At 66.1% G+C, this 20,376-nt stretch carries 21 protein-coding genes and 1 pseudogene; 15 read left to right on the top strand and 7 right to left on the bottom strand.

Translation table 11 applies throughout. The features are described 5' to 3' along the window. Positions 1 to 6: 6 nt before the first annotated feature. The 7 genes and pseudogenes from GV044_RS06435 to GV044_RS06465 all read left to right on the top strand — a co-directional run bounded on the left by GV044_RS06435 (position 7) and on the right by GV044_RS06465 (position 4,954). Positions 7 to 432: a hypothetical protein gene (locus GV044_RS06435; protein ID WP_159867012.1), complete on the top strand. Its 426-nt coding sequence runs from the start codon at positions 7 to 9 to the stop codon at positions 430 to 432. Between the two features lie 95 nt (positions 433 to 527). After that, a pseudogene (locus GV044_RS06440) lies at positions 528 to 824 on the top strand (RadC family protein); the annotation flags it as partial. A gap of 1 nt (position 825) precedes the next feature. Continuing rightward, on the top strand, positions 826 to 1,554 hold the full coding sequence (locus tag GV044_RS06445) for an NRDE family protein (RefSeq protein ID WP_159867015.1): 729 nt from the start codon (positions 826 to 828) through the stop codon (positions 1,552 to 1,554). Between the two features lie 30 nt (positions 1,555 to 1,584). Continuing rightward, complete coding sequence (gene purB / locus GV044_RS06450) at positions 1,585 to 2,901, top strand: adenylosuccinate lyase (protein WP_159867018.1); 1,317 nt, start codon at positions 1,585 to 1,587, stop codon at positions 2,899 to 2,901. Between the two features lie 113 nt (positions 2,902 to 3,014). Further along, positions 3,015 to 3,377 (top strand): lipopolysaccharide assembly protein LapA domain-containing protein, encoded by a 363-nt coding sequence (locus GV044_RS06455; RefSeq protein WP_159867021.1) that lies wholly within the window; start codon positions 3,015 to 3,017, stop codon positions 3,375 to 3,377. Between the two features lie 18 nt (positions 3,378 to 3,395). Next, positions 3,396 to 4,076, top strand: coding sequence for an orotidine-5'-phosphate decarboxylase (pyrF, locus tag GV044_RS06460; RefSeq protein ID WP_159867024.1), 681 nt, complete (start codon positions 3,396 to 3,398; stop codon positions 4,074 to 4,076). Positions 4,077 to 4,201: 125 nt separating this feature from the next. Beyond that, positions 4,202 to 4,954 (top strand): SIMPL domain-containing protein, encoded by a 753-nt coding sequence (locus GV044_RS06465; protein WP_159867027.1) that lies wholly within the window; start codon positions 4,202 to 4,204, stop codon positions 4,952 to 4,954. A gap of 19 nt (positions 4,955 to 4,973) precedes the next feature. On the opposite strand, the gene GV044_RS06470 is transcribed toward GV044_RS06465, so the two are convergent. Continuing rightward, complete coding sequence (locus GV044_RS06470) at positions 4,974 to 5,396, bottom strand: DUF4019 domain-containing protein (protein WP_159867030.1); 423 nt, start codon at positions 5,394 to 5,396, stop codon at positions 4,974 to 4,976. A 48-nt stretch (positions 5,397 to 5,444) separates the two neighbouring features. On the opposite strand from GV044_RS06470, the gene GV044_RS06475 reads away from it, so the two are divergent. Further along, positions 5,445 to 6,086, top strand: a complete 642-nt coding sequence (locus GV044_RS06475) for a phosphoribosylanthranilate isomerase (protein ID WP_159867033.1) — start codon at positions 5,445 to 5,447, stop codon at positions 6,084 to 6,086. Between the two features lie 53 nt (positions 6,087 to 6,139). Here the strand turns inward: GV044_RS06475 and GV044_RS06480 are convergent, their stop codons facing one another. After that, positions 6,140 to 6,622, bottom strand: coding sequence for a hypothetical protein (locus GV044_RS06480; RefSeq protein ID WP_236554760.1), 483 nt, complete (start codon positions 6,620 to 6,622; stop codon positions 6,140 to 6,142). Positions 6,623 to 6,843: 221 nt separating this feature from the next. Between GV044_RS06480 and trpB the strand changes: the two genes are divergently transcribed. The 4 genes from trpB to GV044_RS06500 are packed head-to-tail and all read left to right on the top strand — an operon-like array spanning position 6,844 to position 10,408. Beyond that, on the top strand, positions 6,844 to 8,088 hold the full coding sequence (trpB, locus tag GV044_RS06485) for a tryptophan synthase subunit beta (protein WP_159867036.1): 1,245 nt from the start codon (positions 6,844 to 6,846) through the stop codon (positions 8,086 to 8,088). After that, positions 8,085 to 8,324 (top strand): hypothetical protein, encoded by a 240-nt coding sequence (locus tag GV044_RS06490; protein ID WP_159867039.1) that lies wholly within the window; start codon positions 8,085 to 8,087, stop codon positions 8,322 to 8,324. Before trpB ends, GV044_RS06490 begins: the two co-directional genes overlap by 4 nt. Continuing rightward, complete coding sequence (trpA, locus tag GV044_RS06495) at positions 8,321 to 9,106, top strand: tryptophan synthase subunit alpha (RefSeq protein ID WP_159867042.1); 786 nt, start codon at positions 8,321 to 8,323, stop codon at positions 9,104 to 9,106. Before GV044_RS06490 ends, trpA begins: the two co-directional genes overlap by 4 nt. Before the next feature lie 6 nt (positions 9,107 to 9,112). Next, positions 9,113 to 10,408: a folylpolyglutamate synthase/dihydrofolate synthase family protein gene (locus GV044_RS06500; RefSeq protein WP_159867045.1), complete on the top strand. Its 1,296-nt coding sequence runs from the start codon at positions 9,113 to 9,115 to the stop codon at positions 10,406 to 10,408. A 109-nt stretch (positions 10,409 to 10,517) separates the two neighbouring features. Here GV044_RS06500 and GV044_RS06505 read toward each other — a convergent pair whose 3' ends face one another. Continuing rightward, positions 10,518 to 11,882, bottom strand: coding sequence for an MFS transporter (locus GV044_RS06505; RefSeq protein WP_159867048.1), 1,365 nt, complete (start codon positions 11,880 to 11,882; stop codon positions 10,518 to 10,520). A 66-nt stretch (positions 11,883 to 11,948) separates the two neighbouring features. On the opposite strand from GV044_RS06505, the gene GV044_RS06510 reads away from it, so the two are divergent. Both GV044_RS06510 and rsmD read left to right on the top strand, forming a co-directional pair. After that, the gene (locus GV044_RS06510; RefSeq protein ID WP_159867051.1) at positions 11,949 to 12,884 is read left to right on the top strand and encodes a pseudouridine synthase; all 936 of its coding nucleotides are present in this window, start codon (positions 11,949 to 11,951) and stop codon (positions 12,882 to 12,884) included. An 11-nt stretch (positions 12,885 to 12,895) separates the two neighbouring features. Next, a complete protein-coding gene (rsmD, locus tag GV044_RS06515) occupies positions 12,896 to 13,444 on the top strand; it encodes a 16S rRNA (guanine(966)-N(2))-methyltransferase RsmD (RefSeq protein ID WP_159867054.1) in 549 nt (182 codons plus the stop codon). Between the two features lie 190 nt (positions 13,445 to 13,634). Here the strand turns inward: rsmD and GV044_RS06520 are convergent, their stop codons facing one another. Further along, positions 13,635 to 14,372, bottom strand: coding sequence for a hypothetical protein (locus tag GV044_RS06520; RefSeq protein ID WP_159867057.1), 738 nt, complete (start codon positions 14,370 to 14,372; stop codon positions 13,635 to 13,637). A 112-nt stretch (positions 14,373 to 14,484) separates the two neighbouring features. Here GV044_RS06520 and GV044_RS06525 point away from each other — a divergent pair, with 112 nt between their 5' ends. Continuing rightward, positions 14,485 to 16,791, top strand: a complete 2,307-nt coding sequence (locus GV044_RS06525) for an ATP-dependent helicase (RefSeq protein WP_201299023.1) — start codon at positions 14,485 to 14,487, stop codon at positions 16,789 to 16,791. A 165-nt stretch (positions 16,792 to 16,956) separates the two neighbouring features. Here the strand turns inward: GV044_RS06525 and GV044_RS06530 are convergent, their stop codons facing one another. The 3 genes from GV044_RS06530 to GV044_RS06540 all read right to left on the bottom strand — a co-directional run bounded on the left by GV044_RS06530 (position 16,957) and on the right by GV044_RS06540 (position 20,320). After that, positions 16,957 to 17,955: an SDR family oxidoreductase gene (locus tag GV044_RS06530; RefSeq protein WP_159867060.1), complete on the bottom strand. Its 999-nt coding sequence runs from the start codon at positions 17,953 to 17,955 to the stop codon at positions 16,957 to 16,959. A 134-nt stretch (positions 17,956 to 18,089) separates the two neighbouring features. Further along, the gene (locus GV044_RS06535; protein ID WP_159867063.1) at positions 18,090 to 18,896 is read right to left on the bottom strand and encodes a sugar phosphate isomerase/epimerase; all 807 of its coding nucleotides are present in this window, start codon (positions 18,894 to 18,896) and stop codon (positions 18,090 to 18,092) included. A 41-nt stretch (positions 18,897 to 18,937) separates the two neighbouring features. Next, positions 18,938 to 20,320: a DEAD/DEAH box helicase gene (locus GV044_RS06540; RefSeq protein ID WP_159867066.1), complete on the bottom strand. Its 1,383-nt coding sequence runs from the start codon at positions 20,318 to 20,320 to the stop codon at positions 18,938 to 18,940. Between the last annotated feature and the right edge of the window lie 56 nt (positions 20,321 to 20,376).

Consider the following 20,376-nt stretch of genomic DNA (forward strand, 5'->3'; position numbering starts at 1 on the left):
AATGAGATGGGACGATCTGCCGCCTTGCTCGCGATTGGCATTCTCTCAGCATGCTCGCAGAAAAACGACTCCGCCGACACGACAGTGAGCGCCGCAATCGAACCCACGGTCAAGGCGACAGCGCCGCCAGCCGAAACGGGTAAGCCCTTCGATGTCGCGAGCGATCCTAACGCGAGTTATTTGTTGCTGAAGGTCGAACGCGGGAAAGGCGACAACATCGTTGCCACAACGCGGAGGTATAGCTCCAAGTCAGGAGCGAGCTACTCAATCCGCGAAATCGACTGCGCCGATCGGCTGTTCCGCTATCTTGGCTCCGCCGACACCCTCGGACAGGCGAAGCAGGGACCAGCAGACGAGAAAATGGCCGATCTCGTTCCGGGTTCAATCGCTGATGTTACCGTCACTGTAGCTTGCGCTCATGGCGTGGATTGAAAATGCCCGATTATCAGATTGAGCCATCCTCACAGTGCCGTGTGCCCGACGCAGGTTTTTGTGGTGATGCGGATACGATAAAATGCCATACAACCATCTTCCGCTTGAACGCGCGCAACATGCTGATCCTGGACGAGCACGTCGGCGACGGCTCGATCGACGAAGCGGCAATCCACCCGCGCGAGGTAATCCGCCGGGCGCTGGACCTCGGCGCAACGGCGCTGATCCTCGTCCACAACCATCCCAGCGGCAACGCCCAGCCCAGCCGCGCAGACATCGAGATCACCAACCGCATCGCAGAGGCTGGTAGGCTGCTCGGCGTTACCGTGCACGACCATGTCGTGATCGGGCGCGAGGGGCACGTCTCATTGAAAGCCAAGGGGCTGATCTGAGATGTGCGTTGCCGCCGTCGCCTGGAACGCGCATCCGCGTTGGCGGCTGGTCGTCGCCGGCAATCGCGACGAGTTCCACGCCCGCCCCGCCGCACCGCTCGCGCGCTGGGATAGCGGCATCTTGGCCGGCCGCGATCTCACCGGCGGCGGCACCTGGTTGGGCGTGCATGAGGCCGGCCGCTTCGCGCTCGTCACCAACTTCCGCCAGCCGGAAGGTCCACGGGCAAACCGGCCTTCACGCGGGAAGATGGTGGCGGACCTGTTGCAGGGCCGCACGCCCGAGCACCTTGCCGAGATGAACACCTTCAACGTCATCCACTCGGACGGCGATCAAGCAGGCTTTCTTACCAACCACCCCGAAGTGCGCTTCGTGCCCTTGGCGAGCGGCATCCACGGCTTGTCAAACGGTGGCTTCCACGACCGCTGGCCCAAGACGCTTCAGCTGGAGACGGCGCTCGCCGGGTGGCTCAACGAGGAAGCGGGCGATCCGGCGCTGCTCCTTGATGCTCTGCGCGCGGAGACGCCCGACCCTGCGCTCGCCCGACCGAGCGAAGGACCGGAGCCCCGCTTCGCGCCGGTGTTCATCCGCGACGAAACTTACGGGACGCGGTGTTCAACGGTGATCGCGGTCGACCTCCAGGGCTTCGGAACGGTGATCGAGCGCCGCTTCGACCCACAAGGCGCGGCAACAGGGGACACCCGGCTGGACTTTCGCTGGCCCGCCCCTTAGCGGCTCCCCGCAATCTTAGAGGAGTTCGCCATGGTCCCCCGCTACGCCCGCCCCGCGATGACCGCGATCTGGGAGCCCGAGGCGCGCTACCGCATCTGGTTCGAGGTCGAGGCGCACGCGGCGGTGAAGATGGGCGAGCTCGGCGTCGTGCCGCCCAGCGCCGGTCAGGCCCTGTGGGACTGGTGGGCGACCAACCCGACGATCGACGTCGCCGCCATCGACGCGATCGAAGCGGTGACCAAGCATGACGTCATCGCTTTCCTGGACTGGGTGGCGCAGCAGGTCGGCCCCGAAGCGCGCTTCATGCACCAGGGCATGACCAGCTCCGACGTGCTCGACACCACGCTCAACGTCCAGCTGGCGCGGGCCGCCGACTTGCTGCTGGAAGACCTCGACCAGCTGCTCGCCGCGCTCCAGCGCCGGGCCGAGGAGCACAAGTACACCCCCACGATCGGCCGTAGCCACGGCATCCATGCCGAGCCGGTGACCTTCGGCCTCAAGCTGGCGCAGGCCTATGCCGAATTCGCCCGCTGCCGCAAGCGCCTGGTCGCCGCGCGCGAGGAGATCGCGACGTGCGCGATCTCGGGCGCGGTCGGCACGTTCGCCAACGTCGATCCGTCAGTGGAGGAATACGTCGCGGAGAAAATGGGCTTGGAGGTCGAGCCGATCTCCACCCAGGTCATCCCGCGCGACCGTCACGCGATGTTCTTCTCGGTGCTCGCCGTGATTGCCAGCTCGATCGAGCGCCTCGCCATCGAGGTCCGCCACCTGCAGCGCACCGAAGTGCTGGAGGCTGAAGAATACTTCTCGCCCGGCCAGAAGGGTTCGAGCGCGATGCCGCACAAGCGCAACCCGGTGCTGACCGAAAATCTCACGGGCCAGGCACGCATGATCCGCTCCTACGCGCTGCCCGCCATGGAGAACGTGGCGCTGTGGCATGAGCGGGACATCTCGCACTCGTCGGTAGAGCGGTTCATCGGCCCCGACGCGACGATCACCCTGGACTTCGCGCTGGCGCGGCTCACCGGCGTAATCGACAAGCTGCTGATCTACCCCGAGCGCATGCAGAAGAACCTCGACCGCATGGGCGGCCTGGTCCACTCGCAGCGGGTGCTGCTGGCGCTGACCCAGGCCGGTCTCAGCCGCGACGAGAGCTATCGCCTGGTGCAGCGCAACGCCATGAAGGTGTGGGAATCGGACGGCCAGCTCTCACTGCTCGAACTGCTCAAGGCCGATCCCGAAGTCGCCGCCGCACTGCCCGCCGCAACGATCGAGGACAAGTTCAACCTCGACTACCACTTCAAAGAAGTGGACCGCATCTTTGCGCGCGTGTTCGGGGCTGACTGACCTTCGCGCAACGGGCGCCGCCCAAGGGGCAAGGATCAATCCGCAGCCTCAGGCTTTCCTCCCGCACCAAACCGTCCTAGCATCGCCGCCAAGCGCGGGAGGGGAGCAAACGCATGCAGATCATCCGCACGATCTTCTGGGTCATCCTGACCGCCATCCTGGTCGCCTTTATCGCCATGAACTGGACCCGGGTGCCGGTGAACATCTGGCCGGTCGAGGGCGGCAACTACCTCCACTTCGAATGGCCGGTCGGCGTAATTGCGCTGGTGTTCTTCCTGGCCGGCGCGCTGCCGATGTGGCTGGTGCACCGCGCCGGACGCTGGCGCCTCAACCGCCGCATCCACTCGCTGGAGAACACCGTCGCCACCACGAGCGCTCCGGTGAGTACCGCGCCGGTCGTCACCCATGAGCCTGCGCCGGTCATCACGACCGAGCCGGTGCCGCCGCGCACCACACCGCTCGACCCGCTACCCTGACTTCTGCGAAAGCCATCGATGAACCACAATCCCGTCTATCTCGCCCTCGACCTGCCGCGCCTGGATGCCGCCGAGGCACTCGCTCGCAAGGTCTCGGGGCACATTGGCGGGATCAAGCTGGGACTCGAGTTCTTCTGCGCACATGGGCACCACGGCGTGTTGGAGATGCACAAGGTCGGCCTGCCGATCTTCCTCGACCTCAAGCTGCACGACATCCCCAACACCGTCGCCTCGGCCATGCAGGCGATCCACGTGCTGGAGCCCTCGATCGTAACGATTCACGCGGCGGGCGGCCGCGCGATGATGGAGGATGCCAAGGCTGCCGCGGGCGAGCGCTGCAAGGTCGTTGCAGTGACGGTGCTGACCAGCCTGGACGAGGGTGACCTATCCGCAACCGGCGTCGGGGGCACTGCGCACGATCAGGCGCTCCGCCTCGCCGAACTGGCGCACTCGGCCGGGCTCGACGGGATCGTGTGCTCGGGCCAGGAGGTCGCCGGAGTCCGCAAGCAGTGGAAGGACGGCTTCTTCGTGGTACCCGGCCTCCGCCCCGCCAACGGCAAGTCCAACGGCGACCAAAAGCGCACGGTCACTCCGCGCGAGGCCCGCGACGCTGGCGCCTCTGTGCTGGTGGTCGGCCGCCCGATCAGCCGGGCGGAGGACCCCTTGGCGGCGGCGATCGCGATCGAGGCGACGCTTTAGCTCACGCGTCCTCTCAGGACGACGTAGGCTCAACAAAGATCAACCTGCTTCACTCAGTTCATCCTTGCGCAACCTCGTTTCATCCAGATCGTTCGGCACCCCGAGAGGATGAAAGGACACCGTTGATGAAGCAGTTCACCTACGCCGCAGCAGCCGCTCTGGCTGCGATTGCGACGCCGGCGCTGGCGCAAGTCTCCGTGTCGCCCACGCTCGCGCCCGGCCACACGCTGCTGACGGTCAGCGCCGAGGGCACTTCGACGCAGCAGCCCGACCTCGCCCTGTTCAACGCCGGTGTGACCACGCAAGGCGACAGCGCCAGCGCCGCCTTGGCCGAGAATTCGCGCAAGATGACGCAGGTCATCGCCGCGCTGAAGCGGGCCGGCGTGGCGGATCGTGACATTCAGACCAGCAACCTCAACCTCAATCCCGTCTACGCGCAGCCGCGCCGCCTGCCCGATGGCAGCGTCGAGGAGCAGACGCAGAAGATCGTCGGCTACCAGGTGAGCAACCAGGTTTCGGTCAAGCAGCGCAAGCTGGACGATTATGGCAAGGTCATTGACGCGCTGGTCGCCTCGGGCGCCAACCAGGTCAACGGCCCCAATTTCATGCTGGGCAAGCCGCAGGGCGCGTTGGACGAAGCCCGGAACGCCGCGATCAAGACCGCGCGTGAGCGGGCCCAGCTCTATGCCCAGGCGGCGGGCCTGCGCGTCGTCGGCATCCTCTCGATCAGCGAGAGCGGTGGCTATGCGCCGCAGCCAGTGATGTTCCGCCGCTCGGCGATGATGGATGTGGCTGCTGCTCCCCCGCCCGCGCCGATCATGGCCGGCGAGTTGGAAAGCAACGTCAACGTGACGGTGCAGTTCGAACTCGCGCAGTAAGACGCACGCGGGGCCTGGCTCAGTTGAGCATCATGTCCTGCGATTGGATGTTATAGCCGGCCAGCCGCGGGCGCTGGTCGGCCTGCTTGGTGAATAGCAATTGCTCGGTGCCGGTCCCGCGCTCGAACGTCGTCTCCATTGTCACGGTCAGGAAGGTGCCGGAGGTGCTCGCATTGGCGTTCCAGCCGACCTGCTTGCTTGCCTTGACCTTGCCCAGCTTGGCATGAACTGCGGCGATCAGACGATTGAACTGCGCGCGCGGCGTGGCGCTGCGGAACTGCGGATCGGCATCGTCCCAGATGCGCTGGGCATCCCCATGGTCCAGCGCCTGGTGAAAGCGGCCGACCTCGCGTGAAGCGTCTTCGAAGCCCTGCTTCATCCCGCAACCGGCAAGCATTGCCACGGCCGCCACAGGCATGAGATAGCGCGCAATCCGGTTCATCTGCGTCCTCGATCTGTCGGGACGCGAAGTTTAGGCGCTTGTCCCGATATGCCAACAGCGGCGATCAAGATCTGTGGCATCAGCACTCCCGCCACGCTCGATGCGGCGATCCGCGCACGCGCCGATCACGTGGGCTTCGTGTTCTTCGCGCGCAGTCCACGCTTTGTGGCGCCCCCAGATGCCGCAAGCCTGGGCGCACGAGCCGAGGGGCGGATCGGTAAAGTTGGCTTGTTCGTCGATGCGGATGATGCTCTGCTTGCAGAAGCCGTCAGCGCGGCCGGTCTGACCGCCCTGCAGCTCCACGGTTCCGAGACGCCGGAGCGAGCGGCGCAACTGAGGACGCGCTTCGGTCTGCCGGTGTGGAAGGCTCTGTCCGTCACCACGGCCGAGGATGTCGCGCGGGCGAACGCCTACGCCGGCGCCGCCGACCTCGTGCTGTTCGATGCGAAGACCCCGGCGGGCACCCTGCCCGGCGGCATGGGGCTGAGTTTCGACTGGTCGCTGGTAGCGGGATGGAAGGGCCCGCTGGCCTGGGGCCTCGCTGGTGGCCTCACGCCAGGCAACGTCGCCGAAGCCGTGCGCCTGACCGGCGCGCCACTGGTGGACACCTCTTCCGGCGTCGAGAGCGCGCCGGGCGTAAAGGATGAGGGCCTGATTGCGGCGTTCTGCTCGGCCGTTCGCGCAGGTTGAACGGAAAAGGGCGGTCCTGGTAGACCGCCCTTCCGTATGCTCCTGATCCCCGATCAGAAGCGCATGCCGAGGCCTGCAACCACGGCATTGTAGTCGGGCAGATCGTCGCCAACGAAAAAGTGGCGGTACTCGACCTTGCCGTAAAGCTTTCCAAACGCGTGCTGGTAGCCGGCGCCGAGGCTGACCGACTCCTCGCAATAACGGCAGGGCTTTGTCTGGTACGCCGCTGCCGCATAGAGCTTGCCGTTCTCGCCCAGCTTCATGCCGGCACGACCGCCGAGGCCAAATAAAAAGCGAGTGTCGTCGGTCAGGATCTTGTCGGCCGAGACTTCGGCCCCAACGAAGCCGGAGCCGCCGAGATCGAAATCGTAGCCGGCAGCGACGCCGGCGATCGCTTCGCTGTCGCCGGCGGCCCAGACCACGCCGCCCCGTGCTTCGATGCGAGCCTCGTTGGCAAGCGCCGGAGCGCTCAGCACCGCGCACGAGCCCAAGGTCGCCGCGGCGATCGCCACGGCGCGGATGATTTGCGTCTTCATTACAGTAATTCCCTGTCTATTCTGTTTGTTAGGCCGAGCGGCCATCACTCCCGTTTGGGTGGAGCGCTGCTACGGCTGAGCAAAATTGGGCACAAGTGACGCTCGTCGCAGACGAAGCGCTTGGTCATCGCCGGTCAGCCGTTCGTCGAAAACGAGCACTCGCCCACGCACTTCAGGGCCGTGGACAGCCCGGGCGCATTGGCTTAGGCGCTGGAGCCACGATGACCCTACACACTCCGCAAGCCAACAGCTTCCGCAACCAGCCCGACGAGCAAGGCCACTTCGGCAAGTTCGGCGGCCGCTACGTCGCCGAAACGCTGATGCCGCTGATCCTCGACCTGGAAAAGGAATACCGCGCGGCGAAGGCCGACCCGGCGTTCCAGGCCGAGTTCGACGATCTGCTGGAACACTTCGTCGGCCGTCCGAGCCCGCTCTACTATGCGCCGCGCATGACCGAGCACTACCGCGCACTCGCGCCGGACGGAAAAGGGCCGAAGATCTACTTCAAGCGGGAGGAGCTGAACCACACCGGCGCGCACAAGATCAACAATTGCGTCGGCCAGATCCTGCTCGCGATCCGCATGGGCAAGACCCGCATCATCGCCGAGACCGGCGCGGGGCAGCATGGCGTCGCCACCGCCACCGTCGCCGCGCGCTTCGGCCTGCCCTGCACGATCTTCATGGGCGCCAAAGACGTCGAGCGGCAGAAGCCCAACGTGTTCCGCATGAAGCTGCTCGGCGCCGAAGTCCGCCCGGTAACGAGCGGCGCGGAGACGCTGAAGGACGCCATGAACGATGCGCTGCGCGACTGGGTCGCCAACGTGCACGACACCTTCTACATCATCGGGACCGCCGCCGGCCCCCACCCCTACCCCGAGCTGGTCCGCGACTTCCAGAGCGTGATCGGCACCGAAACGCGCGCGCAGATGCTGAAGGCGGAGGGCCGCCTGCCTGACATGCTGCTGGCGGCCGTAGGCGGCGGATCAAACGCGATCGGCATGTTCCACCCGTTCCTCGACGATCCCGAGGTCGGCATGATCGGTATCGAAGCTGCGGGCCATGGTATCGAGAGCGGCCAACACGCCGCCAGCCTGATGGGCGGCAAACCCGGCATCCTCCACGGCAATCGCACGTACCTGCTGCAGGACGAGGATGGTCAGATTACCGAGGCACACTCGATCAGCGCCGGCCTCGACTATCCCGGCCTCGGCCCCGAGCACTCCTGGCTGCACGAAAGCGGCCGGGTGAAGTACGTGCCGATCACAGATACCGAGGCGCTCGAGGCGTTCCAGCTGTGCTGCAAGCTGGAGGGTATCATCCCGGCGCTGGAAAGCGCGCATGCGCTCGCCGCTTTGCCCGAGGTGACCGCGCAGATGGGCGAGGACCAACTGCTCGTCGTCAACGTCTCGGGCCGCGGCGACAAGGACATCTTCACCGTCGCGGAGCACTTGGGAGTCGAGATGTGAGTGGAGGGCGCGTCGATCGTCTCAAACTCGGCAGCATCGCAGCCGTGATCGTCGCGATCGTGCTGGCGCTCCTCTCCAGGCCTGGTGAGCAGGCGCTGACCAGCGACCCGCGCACTGCCATTTGCGGCGCCGACTGCTTTCCCGTCTCCCATCCCTGGCTGCTGATCCTGGCAGCCGTCCTAGCCATCGCCGGCCTCATCGGCTTGCGCAAGGCTTACAAGAGCACAGGCCGATGACCCGTTTTGCCGCCGCTTTCGCCAAGGGCCCTGCGCTCGTCTGCTTCATCACCGCAGGTGACGGTGACACCACCGCCAACCTCGACGCGCTGGTCGCGGGCGGAGCCGACGTGATCGAGCTGGGCATGCCGTTCACCGATCCCATGGCGGACGGCCCGGCGATCCAGCAGGCCAACATCCGCAGCCTGGCCGCTGGCACGCGCACCGCCGACATCTTCCGCATCGCCACCGAATTTCGGGCACGCCACCCGCATGTGCCGCTGGTCCTGATGGGCTACTCGAACCCGATGACGATCCGCGGCCCCGAGTGGTTCGCCGCCGAGTGCGGCAAGGCCGGTGTCGACGGCGTCATCTGCGTCGACATCCCGCCCGAGGAAGACGCGGACCTTGGCCCCGCCCTGCGCGAAGCTGGCGTTTCGCTGATCCGCCTTGCGACGCCGACCACCGATACCGCGCGCCTGCCAGCCGTGTTGGAAGGATCGTCCGGGTTCCTCTACTACGTCTCGGTCGCCGGCATCACCGGCACGCAAGCGGCGGCGCAAGCCTCGATCGACGAAGCCGTAGCGCGCATCAAGGCGGCCAGCAGCATCCCGGTCGCAGTCGGCTTCGGCGTACGCACGCCCGAGCAGGCCGGCCAGATCGCACGCGTGGCCGACGGCGTCGTCGTCGGCTCGGCGCTGGTCGACCTCGTCAAACAGCACGGCCCCGATGCTCCCGAGGTGATCCGCCGTTACACCGCGTCGCTGGCCGAGGCGGTCCACAAGGCGCGCGAGATTGCCTGAGACTACGTGAAGGACTTCGCTTCTTCCGATTCGCCCGAAGTCCAGCGCCAGCTCTATCGGCTTGCTGCGCTCTCGCTCCCGCAAGGCCGCTTCGGGCTGGAGACGATCACCACCCTGCTCGCCAGGCTGGATGACCCGCAGACGCGTATCCCGCCGGCCTTCCACGTCGCGGGCACCAACGGCAAGGGTTCGACCTGCGCCTTCCTGCGCGCGATGCTGGAGGCCGAAGGCCTTCGCGTCCACACCGCCACCAAGCCCCACCTTGTGCGCTATAACGAGCGCATCCGATTGGCTGGCGAGCTTATCTCCGACCAACTGCTCGCAAAGTTGCTGGCGGAAGTGCTCGACACATCGGAGGACCTCGGCCCCAGCTTCTTCGAGGTGACGACAGCCGCCATGTTCCTGGCGTTCGCGCGCGAACCGGCGGATGCCTGTGTGATCGAGACGGGTCTTGGCGGGCGCTTCGATGCCACCAACGTCCTGCCGCACCCCGCCGCCGTCGGCATCGCCACGCTCGGTATCGATCACGAAGCGTTCCTGCTGCGACCCGAGGAAGGCACGCCCGACGAACCGCTGTCTCGCATCGCCTTCGAGAAGGCGGGGATTATCCGCCCTGGCTCGCCGGCCTGCACCCTCGTCTACCCCGAAGGCCCGACGCTGGAGATCGAGCGCGCCGCGCTCGCCGCAGGCGCCCCGTTGCACATGCGCGGCCACGATTGGGACGCTACCTTCGTGGACGTGATCGAGTACAGCGACCGGCACGGGGCGCTCACTTTGCCGGCGCCGCGGCTCTCCGGATCGCACCAGGCCGATAACGCGGCGCTTGCAGTCGCCATGCTGCGCCACCAGGATCGCGTAACTGTCTCGCCCGAGGCGCTGGCGCGCGGGATCGAGGAGGCAAGCTGGCCGGCGCGGTTGCAGCTATTGGCCGCCGGTCCTCTGACGGCTCACGCGCACGGCCGTGAGGTTTGGCTGGATGGGGGACATAACGCCGATGCCGGCCAGGCAATCGCGCGGCACTTCGCGGGTAGGCGGTTGCACCTGATCGTCGGCATGCTCGCCAATAAGGACCCGCAGGCGATCGTCGCGCCGATCGCGCCATGGCTGGCAAGCATCCATGCCGTCCCGGTGCCCGGCCAGGACTGCCACCCGGCGCCAGCCTTCGCTCCTGGCGCCCGCGACGCCATGAGCGTTCGCGAGGCTCTCGCCGGATTGCCGGACGATGGCTTGCCAGTGCTGATCGCCGGCTCGCTCTACCTGGCAGGCAACGTTCTACGCGAGAACGATCAAGCGCCTACCTGAGGGGGCCGGCTACTTCGCCTGTGAAATGCCGCGGTCCTGCGAATCTTGCGCTGACGCTGGGAAGCGGGTCATCTCCGTTCAGGCATTGGGCTACCAAGCCTCACACCGCTCAGTCGCGTGCATCGCCCTCGCCGACCTCCCCCGCCGTGCCCATCGCGGCATCGACGAGGCCCGTGCGCATCATCCACCAGAACAGCACGATGCCGGGCACTGCCACCACGGTCGTAAGCAAGTAGAAGTTCACATAACCGAACGTTTCGATCAGCGATCCCGCGGTCGTTCCGGTGAGGAACCGCCCGACGATGCTCGCGCCCGCGGAGATCAGGGCGTACTGCGAGGCCGTGAACCGCAAGTCGCACAGCGCCGAGAAGTATGCCACGACCACCACTCCCCCATAGCCGCTTGCCACGTTCTCGAAGCCAATCGCGCCAGCCATGCCGATGTTGGAATGCCCGGCTGCGGCGAGCGCCGCAAAGCTCAAGTTCGACACGGCCATTAGGATCAGCGCGACTAAGACGGACCGCTTCAGCCCCAACTTCGTGTACGCGATGCCGCCGATGAAGACACCGATAAGGTAAGCCCAGAAGCCCAGCCCGACGTCGTAGATCGCGATCTCATCATTGCTGAAGCCAAGGTCGTCGAACAGCAGGCGGAAGGTCAGGTTCGCCAGCGTGTCGCCGATCTTGTGGACCAGAATGAAGGCTAGCACCAAAATTGCGCCTGCACGGTTGAAGAACTCCACAAAGGGGCCGACGATCGAGGCCCAGACTTCGCCCGGGCCGCGTCGTTCCAGCACCACCTGGCGGCGTTCCGGCTCGCCGAGCAGAAGCCCTGTCGCTATGGCCGGCATCGCGAACATGGCGCAGGCCATATACGCCGACTGCCAGCCGTATCGACCTGCAAGAACTAGGGCCAGTGCACCAGCGCCAGCGGAGCCGACACGCCAGCCGTACTGACTCATCCCGGACCCGGTGCCGAGCTGGTATGGCTTGAGCGTCTCGATCCGGTAAGCGTCGATTACAATGTCGAAGCTGGCACCCGCCGCGCCGACCAGAACGGCCGCGAGCACGACGGCCGGCAAGTCCGATGCGGGATCGGCAAGCGCCAGGTTGATGGTGGCCCCGATCACTAGCAGGCCCGTCACCAGTAGCCACGACACACGCTGCCCCAGACGTCCGATCAACGGCAGACGCACGCCATCGATGATCCACGCCCACAGAAACTTCAAGTTGTAGACCAGGAAAGCCAGCGTGAAGGCCGTGATGGTCGATTTCTGAATGTTGTCTTGTGCCAGTCGGGTTGTCAGCGTTGCGCCGATCATCGCGAACGGAAATCCGGAGGACACGCCCAGCGCAAAGGCCGCGAGTGACTCCTTCTCCAGGTACGGCCGGATCGAGCCCCGAACGCCCGTCCGTTCCGTCTCGTCAGCCCTCGTCGCTTCGGCCACCCACTCGTCCTCCCGCAAAGTACGCATGATTAGCGGGCGAGCCAGCGATGGGAAGGCTGGATGATCGCAAGATCAACAGCTATGCGCAAGCGGATGTCCCAACCTCCCAGAAAGCCCGGCGGTCGATCCGGCGACAGGCGCGGCCCTCCTCGTGGTGACACGCCCTCGCCGCGCGGACCCTTCGCCCGTCCGCCCGCGCCGCGCGTGAAGCGGCCCTCCACGGCGAATCCCAATGCGGCGCCCAAGCCGTCCAATCCGCTGCGCCAGGACGGTCAGGAAGGCGAGCGCATCGCCAAGCTGCTCGCGCGCGCCGGGGTCGCAAGCCGGCGCGAGGTCGAGCGGATGATCGTCGAAGGCCGGGTGAAGATCGGCGACGAAGTGGTCACCACGCCCGCGATCCTGCTCAAGAACCTGCGCGGCGTCAGCGTCGACGGCAACCCCGTCAAGGCAGCCGAGGCGACGCGGCTCTTCGCGTTCCACAAGCCGGCGGGCCTGATCACCGCCGAAAGCGATCCGGCCGGGCGCCCGACGATCTACACCGCGCTGCGTAACGCGCTGCCACCGGGTTCGGGCCGGCTGATGCCCGTCGGCCGCCTCGACTTCAACACCGAGGGCCTGCTGCTGCTCACCAACGATGGCGAGTTCAAGCGTCAGCTGGAGCTGCCCGCGACCAAGATCCCGCGCACCTATCGCGCCCGCGCCTTCGGCTTGGTCACTCAGGCGCAGCTGGAGGAACTGATCGAGGGCATCGAGATCGAAGGCATGCGCTACGGCCGCATCGACGCCAACATGGAGCGCAGTGCCGGGCGCAACCAGTGGATCCAGATGTCGATCACCGAGGGCAAGAACCGCGAGATCCGCCGCGTGCTCGAACATCTCGGGCTGGAAGTCAGCCGGCTGATCCGCGTCGGCTACGGTCCGTTCGCGCTGGACGAGCTGCCCAAGGGCGCCGCTGTCGAGATCCCGGCCAAGCAGGTCGAGAACTTCCGCAAGTCGCTCGCCGGTCGCCCGCCAGCACAGCCGAAGTAGGGGCACCGCCGATGCGAATCGTCGCCGGTGAATGGCGAGGCCGCCCGCTTGTGGCGCCTGAAGGTGTGGCGACAAGGCCGACGTCGGACCGCACGCGCGAGACTCTGTTCTCGATGCTGATGAGCCGGCTCGGATCGTTCGAGGGCCTGCGCGTAGCCGATCTGTTCGCCGGATCTGGGGCGCTCGGTCTCGAGGCCCTGTCGCGCGGGGCCGCGCACTGCATGTTCGTCGAACAGGACCCGGCGGCGATCCGCGCCTTGCGTAAGAACATCACCAACTTGCGCGCGCAGGAGCAATGCGACGTGCGGGCCACATCGGTCATGGCGATGGGAGCTCTGCGCGGCGAGCCGCTGGACCTGGTCCTCCTCGACCCGCCTTATCAGACGGGAGCGGGTTCGGTGGCCATCGACAAGCTGACGCGTCTGGGCTGGATCGCACCTTCGGCTTGGGTCAGCCTGGAGACCAGCCACAAGGAGGACGTGAGCGTAAAGGGCTACGAGGTCGAGGCGACGCGCGATGTCGGCAAGGCGCGGCTGCACTTGCTGCGCGCGGCGGGGTGAGCCGAACCGGCAGACCGGGAAAGCCCTGCCCTGCACCCAGGTTCTTGCCCCGACACCGCCTAGCTTGAGCTTGTCGAAGGCTGCCAGCTGGCTCCGGGTTCAAATAAACCCAAACGCGACGGCGACCGGCGCAATTCGACAAGCTCAGTGCAAGCGGTGTCTGAGAACGACGGGCCCTTCTGTTTCGCCCTCACTTCCCGCCGCGGTTGCGGCAAGCGTCGGTCACCGTCTTGCTGCAAACCGGATAGCTCTTGCTCATGGCATCGGCAGGCGGCGGCGTCAGGGCACCCTTGTAGGGTCCACCCTGGTAGCCCTCATCGGCGGGCATGGCCGGCTGCGCCGCCTGATTCGCCGCCTGAGGGTTCGGCACGCCGGCAGTCGGGATGCCTTGTCCCGGAGGGTTCGCCTGACCGGCCGGCGTGCTCGGCGTCTGCCCGGCCATCTGCTCCTGGATCGACTTCCACGCAGTTGCGCGCTGTTCGGGCGACATCTTGTAGATCTGGCCACGCTGGTCGTTGGTCAGCGCCCAATAGCCTTCCTGCTGTTGCGGCGTCAGGGTCCAATAGTAGGTCTGGTAATCGATCGGCCACGCCTCGTAGTCGGTCTTCCGCTGCGACGGCCAGGTCGCATAGGTGGTCTTCTGCTGCACCGTCATGGCGTAGGGCTTGTTCTTCTGCGCCATGTCGGTGGAGGCGGAGCCCGCCTGCGCAGAGGGCTTCGCAGTGGTCGTCTCGGTGGTGGTGACGGTCGTCGTACCATCGGGTACCGGGGCCGGCGTGGTCGTGTCGGGTGTCGGTGCCTTGGGCTCGGGCGAAGTGCTGTCGGCCGGCGGCTGCATGGTCGTGGCGCCGGTATCCTGCGCGAGCAGAACGGACGGCGCGGTGGTCAGCGCGAGGACGGCGGCGCCGGCCATGAGGAACTTGCGCATGTCACTCTCCTAACATCGGTTATGTTCGAGCGACGCACGGGCATGCCAAATGTTCCCCGGAGAAATCCGAGCGGCCTTGCGCTGATGCAGTCCGTTCCCTAGCTGTTCACGGGTGACCGGCTCCTCCACACCTCTCGCCAATGCGCCGCAAGACCCGTTGATCGACGGGCTGAACGCTCCGCAGCGCGAGGCGGTGCTTACCACTGAGGGTCCTGTGTTGATGCTGGCGGGCGCAGGCACGGGCAAGACCGCCGCGCTCACCGCGCGCCTCGCGCATCTGGTCCGCGCGCGCCTGGCATGGCCATCCGAGATCCTGTGCGTCACCTTCACCAACAAGGCCGCGCGCGAGATGCGCGAGCGCGTCGGCCACCTGATCGGCCCGGCGGTCGAGGGCATGCCATGGCTCGGCACCTTCCATTCGATCGCGGCCAAGATGCTGCGCCGGCATGCCGAACTGGTAGGCTTGCAATCGAACTACACGATCATCGACACCGACGATCAGCTGCGCCTGCTCAAGCAGCTGATCCAGGCAGAAGGGATCGATGACAAGCGCTTTCCCGCTCGCCAGCTGGCCGGCTGCCTCGACAGCTGGAAGAACCGCGGGCTCAACCCCGATCAGCTCGATGCGGGTGAGAGCGAGGCCTATGCCAATGGCAAGGGCCAGCACTTCTACCTCCTCTACCAGGCTCGCCTAAAGGCGCTGAACGCATGCGACTTCGGCGATCTGCTGCTGCACATGGTCAACATCCTGCGGAACAATCGCGAGGTGCTCGAGCAGTATCGCCAGCGCTTCAAGTACGTGATGGTGGATGAGTACCAGGACACCAACCAGGTCCAGTACCTGTGGCTGCGACTGATCGCGCAAGGTCGCCAGAACATCTGCGTGGTCGGCGATGACGATCAGTCGATCTACTCCTGGCGCGGCGCGGAAGTCGCGAACATCCTGCGATTCGAAAAGGATTTCGCAGGCGCCAAGGTGATCCGGCTGGAGCAGAATTACCGCTCCACCCCGCAGATCCTGGCGGCGGCATCGGGCCTGATCAACGAGAACAGCCAGCGGCTGGGCAAGACCTTGTGGACCGAACGCCACCCTGGCGATCCAGTGCGCATCATCGGCGTGTGGGACGGGCCGGAAGAAGCGCGCCGCGTCGGCGAAGAGATCGAGCGGCTGGAGCGTGAGGGCCTCAGCCTGGCGCAAGTCGCCATCCTGGTCCGCGCCCAGTACCAGACGCGCGAGTTCGAAGACCGCTTCATCCAGATCGGCCTCAACTACCGTATAGTCGGGGGTTTTCGCTTCTACGAGCGCGCCGAGATTCGCGATGCGCTGGCCTACTTGCGGGTGATCGCCCAGCCGGCCGACGATCTGGCGTTCGAGCGCATCTACAACGCACCTAAGCGGGGCCTTGGCGCCAAGGCGCTGGAGAAATTGCACGTCCTTGCCCGCCGGCGGTCCATCCCGCTTGCCGCCGCGGCATTGGAGATCGCCGACAGCGATGAACTGCCGGCACGGGCGCGCAACACCTTCATCGCGCTGATGCGAGACTTCGGCCGGTGGCGCGACATGGCGGGCACGGACAGCCCCGCCGACCTGCTGCGCACGGTCATGGACGAGAGCGGCTACACCGACGCGCTCCAGGCCGAGAAGACGGCGGAGGCAGCCGGCCGGCTGGAGAACCTGGCCGAACTCGCGCGCGCGATGGAGGAATACGATACGCTGGGTGACTTCCTCGAACACGTCAGCCTGGTCATGGACAACGAGGCGGCGGACGAGAACGAGAAGGTCACCATCATGACCATGCATGGCGCCAAGGGACTGGAGTTCGACCACGTTTTCCTGCCCGGTTGGGAAGAAGGTGTGTTCCCCTCTCAACGCTCGCTCGATGAGGGAGGACTTGCCAGCCTGGAGGAGGAGCGACGCCTCGCCTATGTCGCGATCACCAGGGCGCGGCGGCGCTGCACGATCCTGCACGCGGCCAACCGGCGTATCTATGGCCAGTGGTCCAGTTCCATCCCCTCGCGCTTCATCGCCGAGCTGCCCGCCGAGCACGTGGTGCAGGAAACCACCATGAGTGGGGGCGCCTCGCTCTGGCGCGCGCAGTGGTCGGAGCACTCCGATCCGTTCGCGCATGTGGCGCAGACACAGCCCTCGCGCACGGCGACGCGCGGGCCCGGCTGGCAGCGGGCTGCCTCGCAGCAGTTCGACACGACGCCGCGTCGCGTGGCCGAGAACACCCGCTCTGCCGCAAGCTTCGCTGCGAAGCCTCGCACCGATGTGTCGATTGGTGCGCGCGTGTTCCACGACAAGTTCGGCTACGGCACGATCGCTGCGCAAGAGGGCAACAAGTTGGAGATCGACTTCGAGCAGGCCGGCCGCAAGCGCGTAATCGACAGCTTTGTCAAACCGGCGGAAAGTGCTTAGCGAGCACCCTCCTCTCCCCGCCGGGGAGAGGATATGGAGGCTTGAGAGCGAAGCGAACTAGCCGGAGTTGGAGAGGGTCGTTGGCGCGCGCTGCCCTCTCCAAGCTTCGCTAGCTCCTGGCGGAGCAAGCTGCGCTACCTCTCCCCGGCGGGGAGAGGAGCAAGATCAAGGACTGCCTTTGCCGCCGTGCGCACCCACAGCGGTGCCGGTGCTGAAGCTCGCTTCGTCGGACGCCAGCATTACGTAAAGCGGCGCCAGCTCGGCCGGCTGCCCCGACCGCCCCATCGGCGTCTCCTTGCCGAACTCGCCCATCTTGCCCGGTAACTGCCCGCCAGCGACCTGCAGCGGCGTCCAGATCGGCCCTGGTGCCACCATGTTCACGCGAATGCCCTTCTTGGCGAGCTGCTTGGCCAGACCCTTGGTGAAGATCAGGATCGCACCCTTGGTGCTGGCGTAGTCGAGCAGCTCCTCGCCCGGATCGTACGAGTTCACCGAGCCGGTGTTGATGATCACCGATCCGGGCGGCATGTGCGGAATCGCCGCCTTGCTGATGCGGAACATGGCGAAGATGTTGGTCTCGAACGTGCGAACCATCTGCTCGTCCGAGATCTCGCTGATATCCGCCTTGCTCTGCTGGTATGCGGCGTTGTTCACCAGCAGGTCGAGACCGCCCAGCCCTTCGATCGCTTGCGCGACCAGCTTCTTGCACGCCGCCTCGCTGCGGATGTCGGCGGGGATCGCGATCGCCTTGCGCCCGGCTGCGCGGATCAGGTCGACCACTTCCTTGGCGTCCGGCTCTTCGCTCGGATAATAGTTGATGGCGACGTCCGCACCCTCGCGCGCGAAGGCGATGGCGGCAGCGCGACCGATGCCGCTGTCGGCACCTGTCAGCAGCGCCTTGCGTCCGGCGAGCCGGCCCGAGCCACGATACGTGGTTTCGCCATGGTCCGGCCTCGGGCTCATCTTGCTCGCCAGCGCCGGCCAGGGTTGCCTCTGCTCTGGGAACGGTTCGGTCGTGTACTTGGTGCGCGGGTCCTTCAGCCCGGCTGGAGCGCCGCCGCCGCCACCCTGCTGCTGGCCGGCGACGGGCGCCGCCACCATTGCCAAACCCATAGCTCCCGCTCCGCCGAGCACCATGCGCCGCGACGCGCCTTCGTCTGCCATTCGATTGCTCCACCTGTTTGAAAAGCCTGCATGAAGCCAACGGCGCAGGCGCGATCGGGTCGATTGCCCCATGGTGAAGGTACGGGTTGATCGCGGCAGAGCGTGGGCGAAAGGAGGCGAGACGAAGCCGCCGGTCAGACGCCCCAACCCTCCAGGCGTTCCGAGAGCCAAGTCACGCCCCGCGCGATGGCGGAAGCATAGCCTTCCTGCTCGATTGCAGGCCCGAGATACTCAAGGTCGAAGTACCCGCCGTAGCCGGCATCCAGCAGGTGGGCGAGAAGCCACTCCAGCGGAATCGAGCCATCGCCCGGCACGCGGCGGTTGAACTTCAGCTCCTCGCCCAACAGGAAATCGCTGACGTTGACGATGGCGAACCGGTCGTGATGCGTGGCGAACAAACGCGGCAGCCCGCGCTCGTACCAGCAGTTCTGCAGCTCGACGACAACGCCGACGTCTGCCTCCTCCGCTAGCCAGCAAGCATCGGCCAAGGTGTGCACGAAGCCGAGCTGGCGCGTGGCGATCGAGCTGTTCTCGATGGCAAGACGCACGCCACGCTCTCGCGCCGCTGCATCTGCCGTGGGCAGGCAGGCGATCAGGCGCGCGAAGCCATCGTCCGACGGCATCAATGCCGGCGTCGGTCCGGATGGCGCGAAGGCGCAGGGACTACCGAGATCGGCCGCGGCTTCGATCACCGGCGTCAGGCGATCGAGCGTCAGTTCCGGGGTGTCGATCAGCGACAGCCCGCCCGTGCCGACCGAAACGACCTGCATACCGCTTGCCAGGATTTGCGATACCGCCTCGGCACCAGCAGCCAGTTGCGAGCCGGTGACCGAGATTGCGCCGACACCCAGGCTGGCGAGGTATTCCAGCGATTGTGCCAGCGGCCAGCGCCCGGCGCTGATCAGGCTGACGGAAACACGGGGATGGACAGTGCCGCTCATCGGGCCAGCCTACGACAGCCGAGCCCGCTTGCGAAGCGCCGTCAGGCCAGCGCGGAAACGCCCAGGAAGCTTGGCACCGGACCATTCCAGCCCTCGTCCGGGCTGTCCTGCTCGTCCCGGCGGGGCCGGCGTTCACGGCGGGGCGCGCGCTCTGCGCGTTCGTCGCTCGGCTTGGCTTCGGTCTTCGCCTCGGTCTTGGGCTTCGTCTCGGCTTCCGGCTTTTCGGCCTCGCGCTCTTCACGAGCCGGGCGCGGGCTACGCTCGCGCTTCTCGCGCACCGGCTTGGCCTCGGCGGGCGCATCCTCGCCCACTTGCGCGTCGTAGACCGGGATGGCGCCGCCGGTCAGCTTTTCGACGTTCTGGATCGCCTCGGCATCTTCCGGTGCGACAAACGTGAAGGCCCGGCCCAGCGCTCCTGCGCGACCGGTACGGCCGATGCGGTGGACGTAGTCGTCAGGGTGCCAGGGCGTGTCGAAGTTGAACACGTGGCTTACGCCCTTAACGTCCAAGCCGCGAGCGGCGACGTCGGAGGCGACCAGGATGTTGATCTTGCCGTCCTTGAACCGCTGCAGCTCGGCAATGCGCGCCGACTGGTCCATGTCGCCGTGAATCTCACCGCTCGAAAAGCCGTAGCTGTTCAGGCTCTTGTTGATCTCGCGCACCGTCGTCTTGCGGTTGCAGAAGATGATGCCGGTCTTGACGTCCTCGGTCTTGAGCAGTTGGCGTAGCACATCGCGCTTCTTGCGCGCGGGCACTGCCACCTTGAACTGCGCGATGTTTACGTTGGCCGTCGCCGGCCGCGCCACCTCGATCGACTTGGGATTGGTCAGGAAGCGGTCAGCCAGCTTCTTGATCGGCGGCGGCATCGTTGCCGAGAACAGCAGGGTCTGGCGACTGGTCGGCAGCTTGGTGCAGATATTCTCGATATCGGGGATGAACCCCATGTCGAGCATGCGGTCCGCCTCGTCGATGACCAGCATCGAGCAGCCGGTCAGCAGGATTTTGCCCCGCTCGAACAAATCCATCAGGCGGCCCGGCGTCGCGATCAGCACGTCGACGCCTTCGGTCAGCGCCTTGACCTGGTCCCCCATCTGCACGCCGCCGATCAGCAGCGCCATCTTCAGGTTGTGGTTCTTGCCGTACTTCTCGAAGTTCTCGGCCACCTGAGCGGCGAGTTCGCGCGTCGGCTCCAGGATCAGCGAGCGCGGCATCAGCGCGCGGCGGCGGCCGTTGGCCAGGATGTCGATCATCGGCAGCACGAAGCTGGCGGTTTTGCCGGTGCCGGTCTGGGCAATGGCGATCAGGTCGCGCATCATCTGGACCTGCGGGATCGCCTGCGCCTGGATCGGAGTCGGCGTGGTATAGCCGGCTTCCACGACCGCTTTCAGCAATTCGTCTGACAGGCCGAGATCGGCAAAGTTCATAGGCTTCAGTATGTCCGGAAAAAAGGTCGGGTCCGCGCGAGCAAGCAGGGCCGGTG

Source organism: Novosphingobium sp. 9U, assembly GCF_902506425.1.
In the GTDB taxonomy this organism is placed as follows: Bacteria; Pseudomonadota; Alphaproteobacteria; order Sphingomonadales; family Sphingomonadaceae; genus Novosphingobium.

Coding starts and splice junctions, on each gene's coding strand:
- GV044_RS06475 (WP_159867033.1), top strand. CDS start 5,445: ATGCCAACAGCGGCGATCAAGATCTGTGGCATCAGCACTCCCGCCACG.
- GV044_RS06530 (WP_159867060.1), bottom strand. CDS start 17,955: ATGGCAGACGAAGGCGCGTCGCGGCGCATGGTGCTCGGCGGAGCGGGA.
- GV044_RS06535 (WP_159867063.1), bottom strand. CDS start 18,896: ATGAGCGGCACTGTCCATCCCCGTGTTTCCGTCAGCCTGATCAGCGCC.
- GV044_RS06510 (WP_159867051.1), top strand. CDS start 11,949: ATGTCCCAACCTCCCAGAAAGCCCGGCGGTCGATCCGGCGACAGGCGC.
- rsmD (WP_159867054.1), top strand. CDS start 12,896: ATGCGAATCGTCGCCGGTGAATGGCGAGGCCGCCCGCTTGTGGCGCCT.
- GV044_RS06480 (WP_236554760.1), bottom strand. CDS start 6,622: ATGAAGACGCAAATCATCCGCGCCGTGGCGATCGCCGCGGCGACCTTG.
- GV044_RS06435 (WP_159867012.1), top strand. CDS start 7: ATGGGACGATCTGCCGCCTTGCTCGCGATTGGCATTCTCTCAGCATGC.
- GV044_RS06470 (WP_159867030.1), bottom strand. CDS start 5,396: ATGAACCGGATTGCGCGCTATCTCATGCCTGTGGCGGCCGTGGCAATG.
- GV044_RS06455 (WP_159867021.1), top strand. CDS start 3,015: ATGCAGATCATCCGCACGATCTTCTGGGTCATCCTGACCGCCATCCTG.
- GV044_RS06520 (WP_159867057.1), bottom strand. CDS start 14,372: ATGCGCAAGTTCCTCATGGCCGGCGCCGCCGTCCTCGCGCTGACCACC.
- trpB (WP_159867036.1), top strand. CDS start 6,844: ATGACCCTACACACTCCGCAAGCCAACAGCTTCCGCAACCAGCCCGAC.
- GV044_RS06465 (WP_159867027.1), top strand. CDS start 4,202: ATGAAGCAGTTCACCTACGCCGCAGCAGCCGCTCTGGCTGCGATTGCG.
- pyrF (WP_159867024.1), top strand. CDS start 3,396: ATGAACCACAATCCCGTCTATCTCGCCCTCGACCTGCCGCGCCTGGAT.
- GV044_RS06540 (WP_159867066.1), bottom strand. CDS start 20,320: ATGAACTTTGCCGATCTCGGCCTGTCAGACGAATTGCTGAAAGCGGTC.
- trpA (WP_159867042.1), top strand. CDS start 8,321: ATGACCCGTTTTGCCGCCGCTTTCGCCAAGGGCCCTGCGCTCGTCTGC.
- GV044_RS06505 (WP_159867048.1), bottom strand. CDS start 11,882: ATGCGTACTTTGCGGGAGGACGAGTGGGTGGCCGAAGCGACGAGGGCT.
- purB (WP_159867018.1), top strand. CDS start 1,585: ATGGTCCCCCGCTACGCCCGCCCCGCGATGACCGCGATCTGGGAGCCC.
- GV044_RS06445 (WP_159867015.1), top strand. CDS start 826: ATGTGCGTTGCCGCCGTCGCCTGGAACGCGCATCCGCGTTGGCGGCTG.